At 66.4% G+C, this 19,925-nt stretch carries 16 protein-coding genes; 9 read left to right on the top strand and 7 right to left on the bottom strand.

Annotated elements, in window-relative coordinates; genetic code table 11:
* Positions 1-49 precede the first annotated feature (49 nt).
* Positions 50-4,861, bottom strand: coding sequence for an autotransporter outer membrane beta-barrel domain-containing protein (locus QFZ47_RS01905; protein WP_307654012.1), 4,812 nt, complete (start codon positions 4,859-4,861; stop codon positions 50-52).
* Between the two features lie 615 nt (positions 4,862-5,476).
* A complete protein-coding gene (locus tag QFZ47_RS01900; protein ID WP_307654011.1) occupies positions 5,477-6,208 on the bottom strand; it encodes a maleate cis-trans isomerase family protein in 732 nt (243 codons plus the stop codon).
* A gap of 148 nt (positions 6,209-6,356) precedes the next feature.
* Between QFZ47_RS01900 and QFZ47_RS01895 the strand changes: the two genes are divergently transcribed.
* Positions 6,357-7,088 (top strand): GntR family transcriptional regulator, encoded by a 732-nt coding sequence (locus QFZ47_RS01895; RefSeq protein ID WP_307654010.1) that lies wholly within the window; start codon positions 6,357-6,359, stop codon positions 7,086-7,088.
* A gap of 21 nt (positions 7,089-7,109) precedes the next feature.
* On the opposite strand, the gene QFZ47_RS01890 is transcribed toward QFZ47_RS01895, so the two are convergent.
* Positions 7,110-8,531: an amidase gene (locus QFZ47_RS01890; protein WP_307654009.1), complete on the bottom strand. Its 1,422-nt coding sequence runs from the start codon at positions 8,529-8,531 to the stop codon at positions 7,110-7,112.
* Between the two features lie 215 nt (positions 8,532-8,746).
* Here QFZ47_RS01890 and QFZ47_RS01885 point away from each other — a divergent pair, with 215 nt between their 5' ends.
* The 7 genes from QFZ47_RS01885 to QFZ47_RS01855 all read left to right on the top strand — a co-directional run bounded on the left by QFZ47_RS01885 (position 8,747) and on the right by QFZ47_RS01855 (position 16,090).
* Complete coding sequence (locus QFZ47_RS01885) at positions 8,747-9,847, top strand: ABC transporter ATP-binding protein (RefSeq protein ID WP_307654008.1); 1,101 nt, start codon at positions 8,747-8,749, stop codon at positions 9,845-9,847.
* Between the two features lie 66 nt (positions 9,848-9,913).
* Positions 9,914-10,957 carry an ABC transporter substrate-binding protein gene (locus tag QFZ47_RS01880; RefSeq protein WP_307654007.1) on the top strand — a complete coding sequence of 348 codons (1,044 nt, stop codon included), beginning with the start codon at positions 9,914-9,916 and terminating at the stop codon, positions 10,955-10,957.
* A gap of 24 nt (positions 10,958-10,981) precedes the next feature.
* Positions 10,982-11,848 carry an ABC transporter permease gene (locus QFZ47_RS01875; RefSeq protein WP_307654006.1) on the top strand — a complete coding sequence of 289 codons (867 nt, stop codon included), beginning with the start codon at positions 10,982-10,984 and terminating at the stop codon, positions 11,846-11,848.
* A gap of 7 nt (positions 11,849-11,855) precedes the next feature.
* The gene (locus tag QFZ47_RS01870; RefSeq protein WP_307654005.1) at positions 11,856-12,671 is read left to right on the top strand and encodes an ABC transporter permease; all 816 of its coding nucleotides are present in this window, start codon (positions 11,856-11,858) and stop codon (positions 12,669-12,671) included.
* A 26-nt stretch (positions 12,672-12,697) separates the two neighbouring features.
* Entirely contained in the window at positions 12,698-14,116 is a 1,419-nt protein-coding gene (hydA, locus tag QFZ47_RS01865) for a dihydropyrimidinase (RefSeq protein ID WP_307654004.1), read from the top strand.
* 28 nt (positions 14,117-14,144) lie between these two features.
* The gene (locus tag QFZ47_RS01860; RefSeq protein WP_307654003.1) at positions 14,145-14,897 is read left to right on the top strand and encodes an aspartate/glutamate racemase family protein; all 753 of its coding nucleotides are present in this window, start codon (positions 14,145-14,147) and stop codon (positions 14,895-14,897) included.
* Positions 14,894-16,090, top strand: a complete 1,197-nt coding sequence (locus tag QFZ47_RS01855; RefSeq protein WP_307654002.1) for an MFS transporter — start codon at positions 14,894-14,896, stop codon at positions 16,088-16,090. The genes QFZ47_RS01860 and QFZ47_RS01855 overlap by 4 nt, the downstream gene beginning before the upstream one ends.
* 40 nt (positions 16,091-16,130) lie before the next feature.
* Here QFZ47_RS01855 and QFZ47_RS01850 read toward each other — a convergent pair whose 3' ends face one another.
* From QFZ47_RS01850 to QFZ47_RS01835, 4 genes are all read right to left on the bottom strand, one after another.
* Positions 16,131-16,673: an SRPBCC domain-containing protein gene (locus tag QFZ47_RS01850; protein WP_307654001.1), complete on the bottom strand. Its 543-nt coding sequence runs from the start codon at positions 16,671-16,673 to the stop codon at positions 16,131-16,133.
* A 64-nt stretch (positions 16,674-16,737) separates the two neighbouring features.
* Positions 16,738-17,532 carry an SDR family NAD(P)-dependent oxidoreductase gene (locus tag QFZ47_RS01845; protein ID WP_307654000.1) on the bottom strand — a complete coding sequence of 265 codons (795 nt, stop codon included), beginning with the start codon at positions 17,530-17,532 and terminating at the stop codon, positions 16,738-16,740.
* A 99-nt stretch (positions 17,533-17,631) separates the two neighbouring features.
* Positions 17,632-18,135 carry an SRPBCC family protein gene (locus QFZ47_RS01840; protein WP_307653999.1) on the bottom strand — a complete coding sequence of 168 codons (504 nt, stop codon included), beginning with the start codon at positions 18,133-18,135 and terminating at the stop codon, positions 17,632-17,634.
* Positions 18,136-18,138: 3 nt separating this feature from the next.
* Entirely contained in the window at positions 18,139-18,741 is a 603-nt protein-coding gene (locus QFZ47_RS01835; RefSeq protein WP_307653998.1) for an NADPH-dependent F420 reductase, read from the bottom strand.
* A 171-nt stretch (positions 18,742-18,912) separates the two neighbouring features.
* On the opposite strand from QFZ47_RS01835, the gene QFZ47_RS01830 reads away from it, so the two are divergent.
* A complete protein-coding gene (locus tag QFZ47_RS01830; protein ID WP_307653997.1) occupies positions 18,913-19,833 on the top strand; it encodes a LysR family transcriptional regulator in 921 nt (306 codons plus the stop codon).
* Positions 19,834-19,925: the final 92 nt, after the last annotated feature.

The raw sequence follows: 19,925 nt of genomic DNA, 5'->3' as shown, positions 1-19,925 counted from the left end.
GCATCCCCTCCAGGTTTTTATCCACATCCCCCTGAAGGCAGTATTCCGATCACCACTTCAGCTGCACGCCCAGCGATCCGTTGATCGAGCCCTTGACCTTGGCGCCGCCGCCCGAGGACCAGAGCTTGCCGACTTCGCCGTAGAGGCTGGTCCTCTGGCCCAGCGCCAGCGTGAAGCCGCCGGCCAGCTCGGTGCTCGTGCCGCCGGTGGGCGCTGCGATGTCAGTGCGCGTCGCGCCGTTGACAAAGCGCGCGATGTCCGTGCCGCTCGAGATCTTGTAGACGTTGAAGCGGCCGTAGGGCTGCAATACGCCCATGGCGGTGTCGATCTGGCCCTTGACGCGAACGCCGGCCCGTGCGATCCAGCCGCTGCCGGCTTCTGGTTGAACCACCGCGCCGAGGATCGCGGAGTTGCTCAGGTCCATGTGCTGATGAATCAGCTGCAGTTGCGGCTCGATGCTCCAGCCACTGCCACCCAACGCGAAGGCTTGGCCCACTTCGATGGAACCCAGCAAGCTGTTGCCCTTGCCTTGCACGCCGCCAGAGAGGTTCGGCTGCACGGTGTAGCGATGGCGGCCCGACTGCACCACCGCATCGGCGTAGAAGCCGCTGTCGCCGGCGTAGGTTCCGTAGACACCGACGTACTGGCTGCGCAGGTCATTGCGGCCCGTGCGCAGGTTGTTCACGCCGCTGGCGAAGCCGTTGACCGTTGCGTCACCGTCGAGCTGGCCGACATAGAGGCCGGCACGCCAGTTTGGCGTGGCCAGCAAGTCGGTGCCGGCCTGGAAGCCCGTCAGACGCCCCTTGCTGGTCGGCGAGACGGTGCCGCCCTGCTGGATGTCGATGTCGGTCGAGAGCACACGCGCCCAAGCACGACGATCCGAACCGGTCGGCATGGCAGCGGTGCCCTTCACATCGTCATCGCCCACGCGCTTGCGCAGGTCGCCCAGCATCGCGAGGTTGCCTTGGCGCAGTTGGCCCGGCAGCGCCGCATAGAGCGAGGCTTCCGGCCGGTAGGTGATGACGGGCGCGCCTGCGGGATTGCCGGGCGACACCGCTTCGGTGGTCGAGCGCAGATACCAGTTTTCGCCGGCACCGTTTGCATCGGCTGCGTTCAGCCGGTACTCGTAGGCACCCGCATCGACATGACCCCCTGCGAGTGCAAACGCGTCCTTGGTGGTCTGCGCCGTCGTGGTCGCGCCGTTCTGCGCAGTAATCACTTCGATGCCGTTGCCGCTGGTCAACGCGCCCAGGCCGCCGAGGTTGGTGATCTGCACGCTGGTCTTGCCGCTGGCCACTGCCGAGACGCCGTTGAAGACGAGGCGATCCGACGGGCCCGTGCTGTTGAGCGCCGCGCTCAGTTTCAGCACGCCGTTGTTGCCGACGTAGTTGCCGTTCACGATCAGCGTGGTGCCTGGCGTGGCGCCGACGAGCGAGACAGTGCCGCTGTTCGTCAGCGATGCCACGCTCTGGTTGAAGCCCGCGAGATCCAGGGTCGCACCCGAGGCCACACCGTGGGCCGAGCTGGCGCTCAAGGTGTTGGCCGCGCCTGCCTTCAACGTACCCTGTGCCACATTCGTAGCACCGGTGTATGTGTTGGCCCCTGAAAGCGTCAACGTACCCGTGCCTTCCTTCGTGATGAAGCCGCCACCGCTGATCGCGCCGCTCAGCGCGCCATTGAAGGCGCCCGTGTCGATGACTGGATCGTTCTGGCCCGTCAGCTGAATCGCATTCGCGAGGGTCACGCCATCGGCACTGAAGCCCAGTGTCGTGTCGTCGTCCATCGACAAGGCGCCAGTGCCCAACGCTTCGTTGTGTCCGACGTTCAAACGCCCCTGATGCAGCACGGTGCCGCCCGAGTAGGTGTTGGCGCCCGACAGCGTGAGCGCGCCGGTGCCGACCTTGACGACCGAACCACCCACGCCGGAGATGACGCCCGAGACTTCCGTGTCGGTGTTCAGCCCGCCGGTGGTCAGCGCCTTGGCGCCGAGCAGCACCCGGCCCGCGCCTTCGAGCGCGCCGATGGTGATGGCGTCGGTGGTCAGCTTGCTGATGCGCACCGTGCCGCCCGCCTTGTTCACCACCGTTGCCTGGTCGGCCTTCGCACGGTCGAAGAAGTCGATGACGCCGCCTGTTTCGTTCACGAGCGCGGACTGGCCGGCCGAGCCGTCGTCCAGGAAGTTGGTCGAGCCGCCCGCGTAGTTGGTGATGTGGGCCTTGCCCGCGGTCGCGTTGAACCAGACGGTGGTCTCGCCGCCGCGGTTCTCGATGGTGGCGTTGCCAGCCGTCGTGTTGTCGCGGAAGTCGATCGAGCCGTTGGCCTGCGTGACGATGGTGGCGCTGCCGGCCGAGGCGTTGTCCTTGAACTGGATGAACCCGCCGTTGGTCTGCTGCACCGGGCCTGCCGTGATCTGCAGGCTGCCTGCACCGGCGCTGCCGCTGAAGACCAGCCCGGAGCCGCCCGCCACGAACACCGGGCCGGTGCCCAGCGCGCCGGCGACGGCCGCATCGACCGTGCCCGCGTCCACCTGGGTGCCGCCGCCGTAGCTGTTGGCCGCCGCGAGCTGCAGCTCGCCGGTGCCGATCTTGCGCAGGCTGCCGGTGCCGCTCATGGTGCCGGCGTAGATGCCGTTCGCCGCCTGGTCGAAGGTGACCTTCGCGTCGTTGACGATGTCGCCCTGCAGGCTGGTGGTGTTGCCCTGCAGCACGCCGGCCTTGACGGTGGTGCCGCCCGTGTAGGTGTTGGCACCGCCCAGCACCAGCGTGCCGACGTCTTCCTTCGACAGCCCGCCCGTGCCGGTGATGGCCGAGTTGATGGTGGCCGTCATGCGCGCGCCGCCCGCCGTGCCGTCGCCCACGCGCACCACGGTGCTGGCGCCGCTGATGTTGAGCTCGTCGCCCTGCACCACGTAGCCGTCGACCATGAACTGCGCACCGCCGATGCTGACCCTGCCGCCCGACTTGTCGACCGTCACCGTGCCGCCCTTGCCGCCGAACATGGCGAACTGATCCTGCTTCCAGGACGCGTTGAGGGTGCCGTCCATGTCGGTCCAGCCGTCGCCCGGGGCGCCCACGCGCCAGGCGCCGGAGCCGCCGTTGGCGGTGCCATTGTTGTAGTCGGCGCCGTTGCCGCCATCCCAGAAGTTGAAGCTGAAGCCGGCACGGTTCACCAGGTTGATTTGCTTGGCCACCGAGGTCTGCACCGACAGATCGCTCGCCACCGTGCCCGACGGCACCGCGCCGACGTCCAGCCCGTTGTCGGTCAGCGAACCGGTGTACGTGATGAGGCGGTAGAGGCCAGGGCCGAAGGTGCCGCCCGAGGACTGCGCGACGTTGAGCGTGCCGTCCAGCGTGAGATTGCCGGTGACGTTGACCAGGTCGTTGAGCGGTCCGCCCGCCGTACCCGCCTGGCCCAGTTCGTAGCTCAGGATCGAGCCGCCGCTCAGAGACAGCGCGCCGGTGTTCAGCGTCCCGGGGCTGTTGCCCGCCGCAAGCGTGCCGCCGTCGACAACAGTGACGGCGCCAGAGATGGTGCCGCCGCCGCCGAGGGTGCCGCCGCTGTTGACCTGCACCGCGCCGCTGCCGGTGGCGCTCCCCGTCGTATTGTCGATCTTCAAGGTCCCCGCATTGACGACCGTGCCGCCCGCGTAACTGTTGGCGGCCGTCAGCGCCAGTGTTCCGGTGCCGCTCTTGACCAATGCGCCCGGACCGTCGACCACGCCCTGCAGCGTCGCACGGTCCGAAACATCCAAGACACCCTGCGCGGCAGCGATGTGGACGGCCCGTGCCAGCGTCACGTTCCCCAGTGCGGCGAGCGTTCCGCCTGCCAGCGCCAATCCGCCGGCGGTGTCGCCAAGGCTGGCGTCATCGGAGATGGCCAGCGCGCCGGCCTTGATCACCCACGGCGTCAGCGCCGAAGTACTGCCGTTGAGCGTCCATCTGCTGTCACCTTCCTTGCGGAATTCGGTGAACGGGCGGTACTGCGCCGTCGGGCCGATCGTCGAGGTGTCGAACGACGCATCCTTGCCACCTGACAGGATCAGAGCAAAACGCTGATTTCCACCGCTCACCTTGACGACGTTGCCACGAATGTCGGAGCCGGCCTCGAGAAACAGTTCAACATCGCTTGCACCCAGTTGAATCGCATCGGCACGCTGCCGGCCATCGCCGGAAAGGCCACCAGCAATGAGGCCGCTGTTGACGATGACGGTCGCGACGCCCGCGAAGGCCTGAATGGCCGGCGCACCGGAGGCCACAGCACCATCGGTACGTCCGCCGGCGCCAGTTGCACCGCCATTGCCCCCTAGGATCTGTCCCGCATTGGTCAGGTGGAATTCGGCGTTTTCGTATTCCACAAGGATGGCAGGGTTGCCCGCGCCGCCAACACCGGCAAGTCCCGGTGTGCCGCTGCCACCTCCATTGCCGCCGTCGCCGCCGCGAATGATCGCCTTGGTCGGGTCCGTGTTGCTGATCCCGTTGAGGATGGTGCTCGTGTCTCGGACGTTGATGCCGAACCCGCCAGTTCCGCCCGTACCGCCTTTGCCCGATGCGCTTGACCCTCCATCGCCCCCTCGCCCGGCCTGGAGCACGCCATCGTTGATCACCGTGGCGCCATAGGTGAAGACAAGGGCAGTCGTGCCGCCATCTCCACCGTTGCCGCCATGACCGAGAAAGGCCGATCCACCCGCGCCACCCGCGCCCGCAGAAATGTTCGTATCGAGATAGTTGTAGAGATCGAGGAAAAATGCGGCAACGATGCCATGGCCGCCCTGCCCTCCGCCGCCACCGCCGCCGAGCCCCACTCCGGCGCCGCCGGCGCCGCCATTTCCGGCTCGCGCATCCTGCCCAGGAAGCGACTGCAAGCTCCCGAACCTCAGACCGGAAGCGACGCCACCGCCGCCCCCACCACCGCCGCCGCCATCGCTTCCCGCGCTTGCCGAAGCATCAGCCCCAGCGCCCCCATTACCCCCCGACAGCAATCCCCAGGTGTGGTTGTCCTGGGCGACGAATCCGCCTGTGCCTCCAGTGCCACCACTCCCGCTCCCCAAGCCGCCACCCGTTCCACCTGCGACGCCCTTTAGCGCGTCGGCCGGCTGTGTCACGTCGTAGAACCCCGTCGATCCACCGCCTCCTCCACCGCCCACCAAGCCGCCCGGCGCGGCAAGTCCTGCGCTCCCTTGCCTCGGCCGATTGGCAAATGTCTCGGGCCCGTCGCCTCCAACCGCACCCGCAGCCGCACCTTCCCCGCCGTTGCCGGATTCCGAAGAGGCCTGGGCGAAAGCTGGAGGCGCCAGCACAGCCATGATCACAGCGACAAGCCACAGGTTCGCCAGAGATCGCCTGATCGATCGGGAGCCTTCGCCGTTCGAATGTGATCGACGGGCCGTCTCGGGCACGGGTTGAACGACGCCCGAGCCATTGACTATGAGCGCGAAGGTGTGATTCATGAAAATCCGATCAACGTGGTGGCAAGCTGCTCATGCCAGGAAGAGACGACCCCAATTCGCCAGCGACCGGGTGTCGACGCCCGCCAGACGCAGCGCCTTCCACACCACCGTGGCAACGGTGTCGTAGACAGGCACGCCGAACTCGGCTTCCAGCTCGGCCACGAGCGGTGCGCCGAAGAGGTTGGTGCAGAAAATCGCCACGGCCTCGGGCCGGCCGTCCGCATGCGAGGTCATCACGGCGCGCACCATGTCCCGGATCTCCTGCGCGCTCACTTCGGAGAAGGAAAAGTTGTCCTGCAGCCCGAGATGACGTTCGGCAACCACCTCGATGCCCGACGCGGCGTAGTTGCGCACGATGGCCGCCTGCACGTCGGCGCGGTAAGGCGACACCAGGCCCAGGCGCCGCACGCCGGTGGCTTGCAGCGCTTCGTTGAGTGCGAGCACCGAGGTGCACGCGAGCGCGCCCGTTTCGCGGGCGATGGCGGCGCACAGCCGCTCGTCGGCCTCGAAACCCAGCCAGCCCGCCGATGTGCCGTTCCACCCGATCACCTGGCAGCAGGCATGCGACAGCAGTTCGGCGGCGGCGAGGATCTCGCGGTCGTCGAACTGCGAGAGCGCCCCGCTGGACAACGCGATCTCCGTGACGCGAAAGCGGCCGTAGTGCACGCTGACGTTGGGCAGCCCCGCCAGCATCGCGCTCGTCACCGGCTCCAGCGCGGTATTGGACGAGGGCGTCAGCATTCCGATCAGCGTGCGCAACATGGTTCTTCTCCGTTGGGGATGCAGACCTGCAAGCCATAATCGCACCGGACCTCTAACGATTGGATACGATTTACCGGCGCGATTGTATCCACATATTTCGCGCGGGCCAGACTTTTGCTTGCATGATGGCGAGAACTGCTGTCATCCAATGAACAAACCCAAATCCACCACCTCCAAGACCACGTTGCCCGCAACGCGCAGCGTCGCGAGCCAGGCCGATATCCATCAGAGCGTCTACAACGCCATCGTGGAACACCGGCTCCTGCCCGGTACCAAGCTCTCGGAGGAACGCGTGGCCGAACTCTTCGCAGTGAGCCGCACGCAGGTGCGCGGCGCGCTGCAAAGGCTGGCCGTGGAGCAGCTGGTCACGCTCATTCCCAACCGGGGCGCCTTCGTGACCATGCCCAGCGCCGACGAGGCGCGCGACGTGCTCGGCGTGCGCCGCACGCTGGAGCCGGCGGTGGTGGCCCGCCTGATCGAGCGCATCGAAGCCGGCAAGGCGCCGACCGCCGTCAAGCAACTGCGCGCGCTGGTCAAGCGCGAGCAGCAGGCGCATGCGCGCGACGACCGTCGGCAGGCCGTGCGCCTTTCAGGCGATTTCCATGTGCTGCTCGCCGAGCTGTCGGGCAGCAGCATCCTCTCGCGGCTGATGCGCGAGCTCACGCCACTCACCTGCCTGGCGATCCTCACCTTCGAGGCGCCGACGGCCGTCGCCTGCCCGAACGACGAGCACGCGCTGCTGATCGACGCCATCGAGGCGCGCGATCCAGAGACCGCAGCACAGCTCATGGTCGAGCATCTGCGGCACATCGAAAACGCCCTCAAGCTCGATGCGCAGGCGGTGCAGGAAGTCGATCTGGCCGACGTGCTGTTCGGCTGAACGCACGCGCCTCGAAGCACCTCAGCCCATCAGCGCAGACGCGGGCCCGACGCCCAGGATCTGCTCGGCGTGCCACGCCAGTTGCAGCACGCGCGCATCGGCGAAGCGCGGCCCCGAAATCTGCAGGCCGACCGGCAGGCCCTGGCGGCCGGTGCCACAGGGCAATGACAACGCAGGCACACCGCCGTAGTTGAAGAGCGGCGTAAAGGCCGCATGGCCCCGCGGCCCCGCGGGCAGGCCACCGATTTCCGAAGGGCCCAGGCTGCCGAGCGGCCAGGCTTCGACGGGACTCGTCGGACAAAGCAAGGCATCGAAGCGCGAGAAGAATCGGGTGAAGCTGGCATGGAAGTCTTCGCGCAGCTTCAGCAGCTCCGTCACCCGGGTGCCGGAGATCGCAAAGCCCAGCTCGATCTGCGCGCCGATGTCCGGATCGAGGCGCTCCGGCGTCCGGCGCCACACTGCGCCGAAGCGCTGCGCCAGGCCCGCCTGCTGCAGCGCGATGAGCGGGTACTCGTTCGCCTCGGCAGGCCATGCGGGATCGGCACGTTCGATCTGCCAGCCCGCGCGCTGCAGGCGGTCGATGGCGGCCTCCATCGTGGCGAGCACGTCGGCATCGACTGCCAACCCGCAACCGAGCTGGGGTGACCACGCAAGGCGCAACAGCCCCAGCGGCTCGCGCAACGATGCCATCGCATCGGGCACCGAGAAGGCAGGTGACGACAAGGTGTCTGCAGGCTCCCACGCGGTGAGCGCGTCCAGCATGAAGGCCACGTCCTCGACGTTGCGCCCGATCTGCCCGATGACGGACAGCAGGTGGTTCGGGTCGTCGAAACCCCATGGATTGGGCACGCGGCCCAGCGTGGGCTTCATGCCCACCAGGCCCGCATGCGCCGCGGGCCGGCGCACCGATCCGCCGGCGTCGGTGGCCAGCGCGATCGGACCGAGCCCTGCCGCCACGGCCGCCACCGCGCCGCCCGAAGAGCCACCAGGCGTGCGCTGCAGGTCCCACGGATTGCGCGTTTCGCCGTGCAGCGGCGTGGCGGTGATGCCCTTGCAGGCGAACTCGGAGCAATTGGTGACGGCCAGCGGCACCGCCCCCAGCGCGCGCAGCCGCTCCACGCACCACGAGTCGCGCGGCGCCACGAAATCGGCGAACACCTGGGAGCCGAATGTCGCGGGGCGACCGCCGAGCCAGAGGTTGTCCTTGACGGTGAATGGCACGCCCGCGAGCGGGAGCTGCTCACCGGCGGCGATGCGAGCATCAACCGACTGCGCCGCGGCCAATGTCAGCCCCGGTTCGAAATCCGCAAAGGCGTTGAGCAAGGGGTCGAGCCGCTCCGCCCGCTCGATGAAGGCCCCGGCGACCTCCGTCGCGGACAGCTTCTTGTCCCTGACGTCCCGGGCGATGCGCAACGCGCTCTGGCGATGCAGGTCTTCATGCATGTTCGACGCTCTCTTTTCAGGTTTTGGATGCACCATAACATTTCGTTTGTATCCAATCTGGTGCGGCACACATCGCTGATCGACGAAAGCCGACCGATCGCACGTAGACCATGCAAGTCCGGTTCCATAAGGAGATTTCACCGCAATACTGTGAGAACATCCGGCCTCGCCAGATTGGATACAAAGTTGGCACAGTGATTGCGTAAGGCAAAAGCATGGACTCGGACGCCGGACAAAGCCTCACCCTCGACGACATCGTGCACCGCTACGGCGGCGGATCGCTCGCGGTCGACCACGTGACGCTCGAGGTCGCCGCCGGCGAACTGGTGGCGCTGCTCGGCCCCAGCGGCTGCGGCAAGACCACGCTGCTGCGGATCATCGCGGGCTTCATTGCGCAGACCTCGGGCAAGGTCGTGGTCGGCGGCCGCCGCATCGACGAACTGCCGCCGGCGCGGCGCAACGTGGGCATCGTGTTCCAGAACTACGCGCTGTTCCCGCACATGACCGTGGCCGAGAACGTGGGCTACGGCCTGGCCGCACGCGGCACCGACCGCAATGCGGCCGCGAAGCGCACGGCCGAGATGCTCGACATGGTGCAACTCGGCCATCTGGCGGGGCGGCTCACGCGCCAGCTCTCGGGCGGCCAGCAGCAGCGCGTGGCGCTGGCGCGCGCACTGGCCATTGAGCCGCGCGTGCTGCTGCTCGACGAGCCCTTCTCCGCGCTCGACAAGAGCCTACGGCTGGACATGCAGATCGAAATCAAGCGCATCCAGCGCGCCGCCGGAACCACCGCGATCATCGTCACCCACGACCAGGAAGAAGCGCTGGGCATGGCCGACCGCGTGGCCGTGCTAAGCCAGGGGCGGCTGGAGCAGTTCGCGCCGCCCTCGCAGGTGTACGACACGCCGGCCAGCTACTTCGTCAACCAGTTCGTGGGCACGGCCAATGTGCTGCCGGGCACGCTGGAGGCATCCGCCGACGAGGGCGCGACGGTGCGCCTGGACAACGGCACGCTGCTGAGCACGCGCCCGGTCGGCGCTTCGGCCAGCCCTTCTTCTGCCGGCAGCAAGGTGGTGGCCTGCGTGCGCCCGGAAAACATGCGGCTGTGCGACGAGGTCGCTGGCGCACTGGAAGGCGTCGTCGAACTCGGCATGCCGCTGGGCGCGACCATCGTCCACGAGATCCGCACCACCGGTGGCCTGCGGCTGAAGCTCTCCGAACCGCGCGCGCCGGGCACCGGCCCGCGCGAGACCGGCGCCCGCGTCTGGATCCGGCCCGTCTCGCCCGCCAGCGTGATGGTGTTCGCCGCACCCTGAATCTGCATTCGCAGTCCTCCGAGTGTTCTTCATCCCGCTCTTCTCCTTCACCTCACAAGGAACGCCATGCAACTCACCCGTCGTCACCTGCTCGGCAGCGCGCTCACCCTGAGCGCCATGGAGCTCTTCCCCGGCATCAGCCATGCGCAGGCGCGCAAGCTGGTGTTCGCCACCTTCACCGGCAGCTGGGAAGAAGCCCACCGCGATGTGCTGGTGCCCGCTTTCAAGAAGGCCAGCGGCCAGGACATGCTGCTCGACGCGATGCTGTCGGTCGACCAGATCGCCAAGGTTTCGGCAGCGCGCACCAACCCGCCGATCGACGTGATGCTGCACGACCCGGGTCCGGCGCTGGTCGCCATCGGACAGGACCTGGTCGAGCCCTTCCCGGTTGCAGCGAGCAAGAACTACAAGGACCTGATTCCCGAAGCACAGGATCCGATGGGCCCGTCGATGTTCTTCCAGGTCGTGGGCATCACCTACAACCCCGAGACGGTGAAGACACCGCCAACCTCGTGGGCCGACTTGTGGAAGCCCGAGTACAAGGGCCGCGTCGGCATCACCAACCTCAATTCGACGCTGGGCACCGGCTTCCTGGTCGAAGTGGCGCGCATGCATGGCGGCAACGAAGGCAACGTCGAGGAAGGCTTCAAGGCCATCGAGAAGCTCAAGCCCAACCTCGCGGCCGTGGCGGCCAACCCGGGCGCGCTCGCGGCGCTGTTCCAGCAGGGGCAGGTCGACATCAGCCCCGGCAACTTCAACGCCATTCAAATCCTGAAGACGCGCGGCGTACCGGTCGAGTTCGTCGCTCCGAAGGAAGGCGCCATCGCCTTCAAGACCAGCATCCATATCGTGAAGAATTCGCCCAACAAGGCGCTCGCGGCGCAGCTGATCGACGTGGCGCTGTCGCCCGAGGTGCAGGGCAAGCTGATGCGCAGCCCCTACCTGGTCGTTCCGACCAACGGCAAGGTCAGGATGGAAGGCGAGATCGCCAAGGTGCTGGCCAAGGACACGGCCGAGATGAAGAAGAAGTTCGTGTTCCAGGACTGGAAGAAGATCAACGAGCACCGCTCGGCCTGGATCGATCGCTTCAACCGCGAGATCAAGCTCTGATCCGCCGCTGAAGCAAACCGCACGATGAACACCGCCGTCGTCAAGGGCCCGCCCGCCACGGGCTACAGCCTGGCCTTCGCCTCGCCGCTCGCGGCGTTCTTCGTGCTCTTCTTCCTGGCGCCGCTGCTGCTGCTGATCGTCATCAGCTTCTACGCCACGCCCGATCTCAAGTCCTTCGGGCTCGACCAGTACATCAAGATCGCCACCGACGGCTTCACACTGCCCGTGCTGGCCGACACGCTCTGGCTCGGCGTGCAGACCACGCTGCTGTGCCTGGTGCTGGGCTATGCGCTGGCATGGAGCTACGTGCGCAGCCCGCGCACGATGCAGAAGGTGCTGATGCTGATCATTGTCATGCCGCTGCTCACCAGTGTGGTGGTGCGCACCTTCGCATGGGTGGTGATCCTCGGGCGGCAGGGCATCGTGAATTCGATGCTGATGGAAATGGGCTGGATCTCGGGGCCGCTCAAGCTGCTCTACACGCGCGGCGGGCTGATCGTGGCGCTGGCCAACGTGCAGCTTCCGCTGATGGCGCTGCCGCTCATCACCGCGCTGCAAAAGCTCGACCCGAACCTCGAAGACGCCTCGTCGGCGCTTGGCGCGAGCGCGCTGCGCACCTTCGTTCGCATCACCCTGCCCCTCACGCTGCCCGGCATTCTTGCGGGGTGCCTGCTGACCTTCGCGGCCAGCATCACGGCCTTCATCTCGCAGTCGCTCATCGGCGGTGGCCAGATGCTCTTCATGCCCATGTACATCTACCAGCAGGCGTCGTCGCTGCAGAACTGGCCTTTTGCAGCCGCCATCTCGCTCGTGTTTCTCATCGCCGTGATGGCGTGCGTGGCCCTGTTCAACGCGCTCGGCCGGCTGAGCCGCGGCCACATCGCGGACTGACACCATCATGAGCGCAGGCCGCCGCCACGAACCCGCTACCATCGCGCTGACCGCCGTGCTGGGCGCCATCGCGACCATTGCAACGCTGCTGCTGCTCGCGCCCACGGTCGTGGTGATCGTGCTGTCGTTTACCAATGGCTTCTCGCTCAAGTTTCCGCCGCCAGGCTATTCGCTGCGCTGGTACGAATCGCTGCCCGACGCTTTTCAGCTGCAGTACGCGGTGATCAACAGCCTGAAGGTCGCATCGGCCTCGACGCTGCTGGCGGTCGTGCTGGGCGTGGCGGCCGCCATGGCCATCGCGCGCTCCGAGAAAACGATGGCACGCGTGCTCGACTCGTTCTTCATGTCGCCGCTGATCCTGCCCGCCCTCGCCTTCGGCCTGGCCTCGTTGATCTATTTTTCGCGCATCGGCATCGAGCTCTCGCTGCGCACGCTCGTCATCGGCCACACGGTGGTGGGCGTGCCGTATGTGATCCGCACCACGGTAGCAGCGCTGTCGCAACTGCCGCCCGCGCTGCTCGAGAGCTCCGCAAGCCTGGGCGCGAGCCGCACCTATACCTTTCGCCGCGTGACCCTGCCGCTCATTGCGCCGGGCATTGCGGCGGGTGCGTTCATCAGTTTCATGTCGTCGTTCGACAACGTGCCGGTGTCGCTCTTCCTGCGCGACGCATCGACCGACATGCTGCCGATCCGCATGTGGCAAGACCTCGAAAGCCGCCTCGACGTGAGCATTGCCGCCGTGTCCAGCCTCATGGTGCTGGTGACGCTGGTGCTCATGATCGTGATGGAGCGCCTCACGGGCATCAGCAAGCGCATGCGCTGAACTCTTCTCTCATTTCCCCTCGATACATGACCCCTGATTTCGACCTCGTGGTGCGCAATGCGCGCGCCATCACAGCCTCCGACGAGATGCATTGCGACATCGGCATCCGCAACGGCCGCATCGTGCAGCTCGGCCTCTCCCTTGGCCCCGGCGTGCGCGAGATCGACGCGGCGGGACGCGCGGTAACGCCCGGCGGCGTCGATGCGCATTGCCACCTCGACCAGCCGATGCCGCCGCCCACGCGCACCGCCGACGGCTTCGGCTCGGGCACGCGCTCGGCGGCCTGCGGCGGCACGACCACGGTCATTCCGTTTGCTGCGCAGCAGAAGGGCCAGTCGCTGCGCGCCGCGGTCGAAGACTATCGTCAGCGCGCCGAAGGCAAGGCGCACGTGGACTACGCCTTCCACCTGATCGTGAGCGACCCCACGCCCACGGTGCTGAAGGACGAGTTGCCCGCGCTGATCCGCGAAGGCTTCACCTCGTTCAAGATCTACATGACCTACGACGACATGAAGCTCGACGACGGCCAGATCCTGGACGTGCTCGACGTGGCGCGCCAGCACGGCGCAATGGCCATGGTGCATGCGGAGAACTCCGACTGCATCGAGTGGCTGACCCGTCGGCTCGAAGCCGCGGGCCGCACCGCGCCGCGCTTTCATGCCCACGCGCGGCCGATGCTGGTGGAGCGCGAAGCTACGCACCGCGCCATCGCGCTGGCCGAGCTGGTCGACGTGCCGATCCTGATCGTGCACGTGTCGGGCCGCGAGGCGGTGGAGCAGATTCGCTGGGCGCGCGCGCACGGCCTCAACGTGTTCGCCGAGACCTGCCCGCAGTACCTGTTTCTCACCGCGGAAGACTTGGGGCCAGACGACAGCTACAAGGGCGCCCGCTGCGTGTGCAGCCCGCCGCCGCGCGACAAAGCCAACCAACAGGTGATCTGGGACGGACTCAACGACGGGCTGTTCACGGTGTTCTCGTCCGACCACGCCCCCTTCAGGTACGACGCGCCCGAGGGCAAGAAGCCCGGCGGCGAAGAGGTGGCCTTCCGACACATTCCCAACGGCATTCCGGGCCTGGAGACGCGCATGCCGCTGCTGTGGTCCGAGGGCGTGCTCGCAGGGCGCATGACACCGCATCGCTTCGTCGAACTCACCGCGACCGGACCGGCCAAGGCCTACGGACTGCACCCGCGCAAGGGCACGATCGCCATCGGCACCGACGCCGACCTCGTGATCTGGGACAAGCGCGACGTCGTGCTGACGAACGCCCAACTGCACCACGAGGTCGACTACACGCCCTACGAAGGCATGCGGCTCAAGGCCTGGCCGGGCGTCACGCTCAGCCGCGGCGAAGTGCTGTGGGACGGCACGGACTTTCATCCGCAGCCCGGACGCGGCCAGCTGCTGGCCTGCGGTGCGCCCACGCTTATGCCCGCGCGCCGCTGAACGACAGCCGCAGAACGACGGCCGCCCGATGCGCCTGCTGGTCATCAACCCCAACATTTCCGAAAGCGTCACGGCACTGATCGAGGCCGAGGCGCGGCTCACGGCATCGCCCGCCACGCAGCTCACGATGCAGACGGCGACCTTCGGTGTGGCCTACATCGAGACCCGCTTCGAAGCGCTGATCGGCGCCTACGCCACCGCGCAACTCGCGGCCGAGCACCATGCGGGCCACGACGCGGTAGTGATCGCGGCCTTCGGCGATCCGGGCCTCGCAGCCCTGCGCGAGGTGATGCCGGTGCCCGTGCTCGGCATGACCGAGTCGGCGCTGGCCACGGCCTGCATGCTGGGGCACCGCTTCTCGATCGTCGCGATTTCGCAGCGCATCCAGGCCTGGTACCGCGAGGTGGTCGAGGCCAACGGGCTCATCGGTCGGCTCGCGAGCATTCGCGCACTCGACCGGCCGCTGGCCAGCATCGGCAACGTGCAGTCGGACCATGCCGAAGCCCTGCGCGAACTCTGCGAGCGCGCGGTGCGCAAAGACTGCGCCGAAGTCATCGTGCTGGCCGGCGCGCCGCTAGCGGGACTGGCGCGCGCGCTGCACGACCAGTTGCCGGTGCCCGTGGTCGATGGTGTTTCGAGCGCGGTGCGCCATGCCGAAACGCTGGTGGCGCTGCAACCTGGCAAGGCCGCGATGGGAAGCTTCGCGCCGCCACCGGCCAAACCCCATCGTGGATTGCCGGAAGCCATCGCCCGCCTGTTCGAAGGCAACGCCGCGCGATGAGTACGGCCGTTGCCCGCACGCTGCCGGCCCTGACGGCGGTACAGGCGCTGGTGGCGATGGGCACTTTCGCGCTGTCGGTGCTCGCGCCGCAGCTGGGCCTGGAGGTGCAGCAGCTGGGGCTGCTCGGCAGCGGCCTGTTCGCAGTCGGCGCTTTTTCTTCGTTGATGGCCGGGCGGCTGATCCGCCGCTTCGGCGACCTGCAACTGGCAGGCCTGTGCATGGCGGCCGTCATGCTGGCCATGCTGTGCCTCGCTTGCGACGCTGCAGGCGTCGGGCCCTCGCGCTGGGCGCAGTGGCCTGCTGTGCTGTTTCTGGGCCTGGCGTTCGGCCCGGAGACGCCCGCCAGCGCATCGGTGCTTGCGCGCGTCACGCCGCCGGCGCGTCGGCCGTGGGTGTTCTCGATTCGGCAGACCGGCAACCAGATCGGCGCGATGGCCGGTTCGTTGCTGCTGCCTTTGCTGCTCTTCCGGCACGCCGCGCTGCCCTTTGCACTGGTCGCGTCGCTTGCGCTGTGCGTCGGGCTCTGGTGTCTTCGGCTGGTGGGGCGCGACGGTGACGCGGCCGCTCCGCTGTCGCGGAGCGGCCAGGGTGAAACAGGCGCGGGAAGTGCAAGAAGCGGCCTGCATGAGCTCGCCACATCCGCGCCCCTGCGCCTGCTGACGGCCACCATGCTGGTCTACATGGTCACGCAGGTGTGCCTCAACCTTTTCGTGATGAGCCATGCGGTTCGCCACTGGCAATTGCCCATCGCCCTCGCTGCATCGCTGGTCGCGCTCATGCAGGGCGCGGGTCTTGTGGGGCGCCTGCTGTGGGGCTGGATTGCGCAGCGCCCCGGCCTCTCGACCGGCCGGCTGCTGGGCGCGCTCGGGCTGTTGATGGCGGCCTCGGGCCTCCCGCTGTTCCTGTGGCCCGCGACCCCGCCTGCGTGGGTGCTCGGCACGCTGCTCGCGCTGGTGGGCCTGAGCGCCAGCGGCTGGAACGGCGTGATGATGGCCGAGGTCGCCTGCATCGCCGGGCCCGCGCGTGCCGGCGCGGTGACCGGTGCGGTGCTGCTGTTCGGCTATTCGGGGCTGGCGCTGGCGCCGATTGCATTCGCGGCGCTCGGCGCCCGGACAGGCACCGGCGTTTCGTACGCAGCCCTGCTGGTTGCCGCGGGCCTCTTGGGCGGCATGCTGCTGAAGCGTTCCCGGTGACTAGAACTCTGATCGCTCGTGGCAAAACACCGGGCCGCCTTCACGAAATCCATCGCAGTCCCAGCGCATGCAATTCAACGACGCCATCTCTGCTTCCCTTAGCTTCGCGCTCGAGCGCCACCTTCGCGAGGTCTTGCAGCAGCTTTTCGTGGGTGCGCCAGAAGATATCGGGAGCCTCTTTCGCCAACTCGAGCCAGAGCGGCCCTTGCATTGTCTCTTCGGTCCATAGATGAACACCGCGGGTCGTCGGAGTGATGATCCAGGCATGATAGGCCCTGGACTCCTTGGAAGACTTGGGACCGCCGCCCCAAGCGAGTCGCGCGATAGGCTCGAACTCCTGCACCGACGCGTAGACGTCTTGGCCAGCCAGATTGGTCTCAAAGTGCGTGCCGACTTGCAGCACCTTGTGCCCGTTCAGCAGTTGAACTTCCTGGACGCCCGGATAGAAGAGCGGCCAATTCGTCGTGTCGACGAGCAGTGACCAGATGGTCTCGGGTGAGGCTTCGACCTCAAGCTCGTTGGTGAAATGAATGGGAGAGCGGCTGGGCACCATGTCCGCCGGCCACTTGATTGCTTCAAACATATTTTTTCCGTGGTAGTCGGGGAACTGTCCGCAGGCAGTTCCACTAGAGCGCAGACTGCGAAGCTCAGGGGATCGAACGAATGACGCCGCCGTCGACTCGCAGCGCGGCGCCGGTCGTACCGGTGGCCTGCTCCGAGCAGATGTAGACCACCATGTTTGCGATCTCGTCGGTCGTCGTGAACCGGTTGATGAGCGTCGTCGGGCGCATGGTCTTCAGGAAGTTCTGTTCCGCCTCTACTTGGGTGATGCCTTGCTCTTCAGCGGTCGACTTCATCCAGTTGCCCAGGATCTCGGAGCGGGTCGGGCCAGGCAAAACCGCGTTGACGGTGACGCCGGTGCCGCCGACGAGCTCGGCAAGGCCGCGCGAAACAGCAAGTTGCGCAGTCTTCGTCACACCATAGTCGATCATTTCCTTCGGAATCATGACCGCTGACTCGCTGCTGATGAACACGACGCGCCCCCAGCCGCGCTTGACCATGCCAGGCACATAGTGCCGTGCGGCGCGCACACCACTCATGACATTGAGCTGGAACAGGTCAAGCCACTCGCTGTCCTTTTGCTCGAAAAAGCCATTGAGATGAGCCGTGCCGGCGTTGTTGACGAGGATGTCCGCATCCTTCACCTGAGCCTCGAGGGCTGCTGAGCCCTCAGGCGTCGAAACGTCGGCGACCACACCGGTGAAGTCAGCGTCGGGCAACAGCGCACGCAGTTCACGTAGCGCGGCGTCGACCCGCTCTGCTCCGCGCCCGTTGATGACGACCGATGCACCCGCACGTGCGAGCCCCGCGGCAATCGAGCGGCCGATGCCTGCCGTCGATCCGGTAACGATGGCCTTGCGGCCCTTGAGTTCGATCTGCATTCAATTTCTCTCCGGTGATGTGCGGGCCAAACAATAGTGCCGCTGATGTGGGCTGGACGTCACTGCCTGAGCGGCGCGCCCAGACTTGGGGAAAAAGCGTCAACCTGCGTTCTTTGCAGCCTCCGCCTCCGCTGCGCGGGCAAGACGTTCGACCCAGTCTTGGTGATAGCGGTATAGCCCTCCGGGATGCTTGTGTCCCAACATGTCGAGGAACCAGGGACCTTGTTGCGTCTCTTCCGTCAACACGTGACAACCTTCGTCCGTAGGAGTGATGACCCAGCCGTGGTAGGCGCTCGAACCGGTCTCGTCGCCGTCGACTGTCGTAGCCCACGCGAGCCTTTGGTTTGGCACGTACTCGGTCACGACAAGGCTCATCGGAAAGCCAACCGTCACCCGGCTGTATTTCGTGCCGAGCGTCAGTTCCTTCTCACCGGCCTGGAGCTTGACCTGACCTTCGGCAGGAAAGTAGCTCGACCAGTTCTCTGCGTTGACGAGCAGCTTCCACACCACTTCAGACGGCGCTTTCACGTCAATGTCGTTCAGCGCGTAGATAGCCGATGTCTTTGGATCAAAGCGCTCGGGCCAGATGACATGGTCGTACATCGCTCATTTCTCCTGCTTGAAAAGGTCCTGGAAAATCAGGGGGGCCCAGCTCTTGTCCCGCGCCTGCACGAGCTGACCGCCTTCCGCAATCTTGCCGAGACTGATCGGCGCGTAACCGAGTTGCTGGACCAAGGCGGCGACCGTCGCGGTCGCGCCTTCGTGGTCGCTCGACAGGAAGATCACCCGCCGGCCACCGGCGGTGGCAGGATCTTGCGCGAGCACTCCTGCGGGCAGATGGTTGAATGCCTTCACGAGGTGCGCCCCTGGTAGCGCCTTCGCCACAATCGCCGAGGACGGCAGATTGTCGAGATCAGACAGCGGCACGCCATAGGCGTTTGTGACGTCGATGACGAGCTTGCCCTGCCAAGTTGCGGCGGCCTTGGCGACGTCGCGGTGCGACCAGAATGGAACCGCCAGGATGATCACGTCGGCCTTGAGCGCTTCTTGCAGCGTCAGGGGAGCGACCTGGTCGCCAAGTTCTTGGGCCAGCGAGGCGAGGGAGTCCGGGCCGCGCGTGTTCGCGATGCCGACCGTGATGCCGCTGCGGGCGAATTGACGGGCAAGCGCTTTGCCAACGCTGCCGCTGCCGATGATGGAACAAGTCATGACGATTCCTTGGTTGGTCGAAGGGGCCGAGATCTGCACGCTGTCAGACGAGGTACTGCTCTTCGCGGGCAGCCCGGCTGCATGGATCGAATGATGAGGATCGCCACCTATTCTGAGAAGACGGTATATTGAGATTCATACCATCTATATTCGAGATAGAAGAACATTCCCATGCTGGATGGCGTCTCCCTGGATCAGCTCAGGACCTTTATCGCCGCCGCGGATGAGGGCAGCTTCTCGGCCGCGGCTCGAAAGCTGAACCGCGTTCAGTCAGCGGTGAGCGGCTGGGTTGGCGGGCTGGAAGATCAAATCGGGGTCGTTCTCTTTGACCGCTCGGGCCGGTTACCGAAGCTCACGCCAGAGGGCGTGCTGTTGCTCGCGGACGCGCGCAACGTCGTCTCGGCGGTGGACACGCTGAAGGCTCGCGCCAAGCTCATGACTTCAGGCGTCGAGGCAGAACTCTCGGTGGTCGTCGACGTGTTCTTTCCGACCGGCGTGGTCAGCGCCGTCGCGAAAGCGTTCGCGAGCCGGTTTCCTTTGACGCCACTGCGCCTCTTCGTCGAGGGCCTGGGAGCGGCCTATCAACCGGTTCTGGACGGTCGATGCAGTCTGGGCATCCTGTCGCCGCTACCGCAAACATTCCCGTCACTGGTTAGCGAGCGACTGGGCGAATTGCCGCTGGTCGCGGTCGCCGCGCCAGGCCATCCGCTCGCAAGCGTTGGTCATCGGATACCACTGTACGAGTTGGCGAAACACGTACAACTCGTGCTCACCGACAGGTCCGACCTCACGGCCGGTCGGGATTTCGCCGTTGCATCGCCTTCAACCTGGCGCCTTGCGGACCTGTCGACCAAATATGCGTTTCTCAAGGACTGCGTGGGATGGGGAGGGATGCCCTTGCACATGATCGAGAAAGACATCGCGGCAGGCACTTTGGTCGTCCTCGATCTGGACGAAATGCCGCGCACGGGTTTCATGTTGACCATGTCCGCATTTCACCGGCCTTCGCAACCGCTGGGCCCCGCCGGCCGATGGTTCGTCGACCACTTGAAGACTTTGTGGCAACAACCCGATGTCGTCCAGGTACGTTAGGTAGATAGGCTCGTCACGCTGCTCAACACATTGTGCGATCACGTGCGCCTGGATCTTGCCGGCTGGCGATGGCCTCGGCCGCGCGGTCGGTC

This window comes from Variovorax paradoxus, from assembly GCF_030815975.1.
In the GTDB taxonomy this organism is placed as follows: domain Bacteria; phylum Pseudomonadota; class Gammaproteobacteria; order Burkholderiales; family Burkholderiaceae_C; genus Variovorax; species Variovorax paradoxus_N.
The sequence above is the reverse complement of the archived record's forward strand: the minus strand, read 5'-3'. Positions and strand labels throughout refer to the sequence as shown.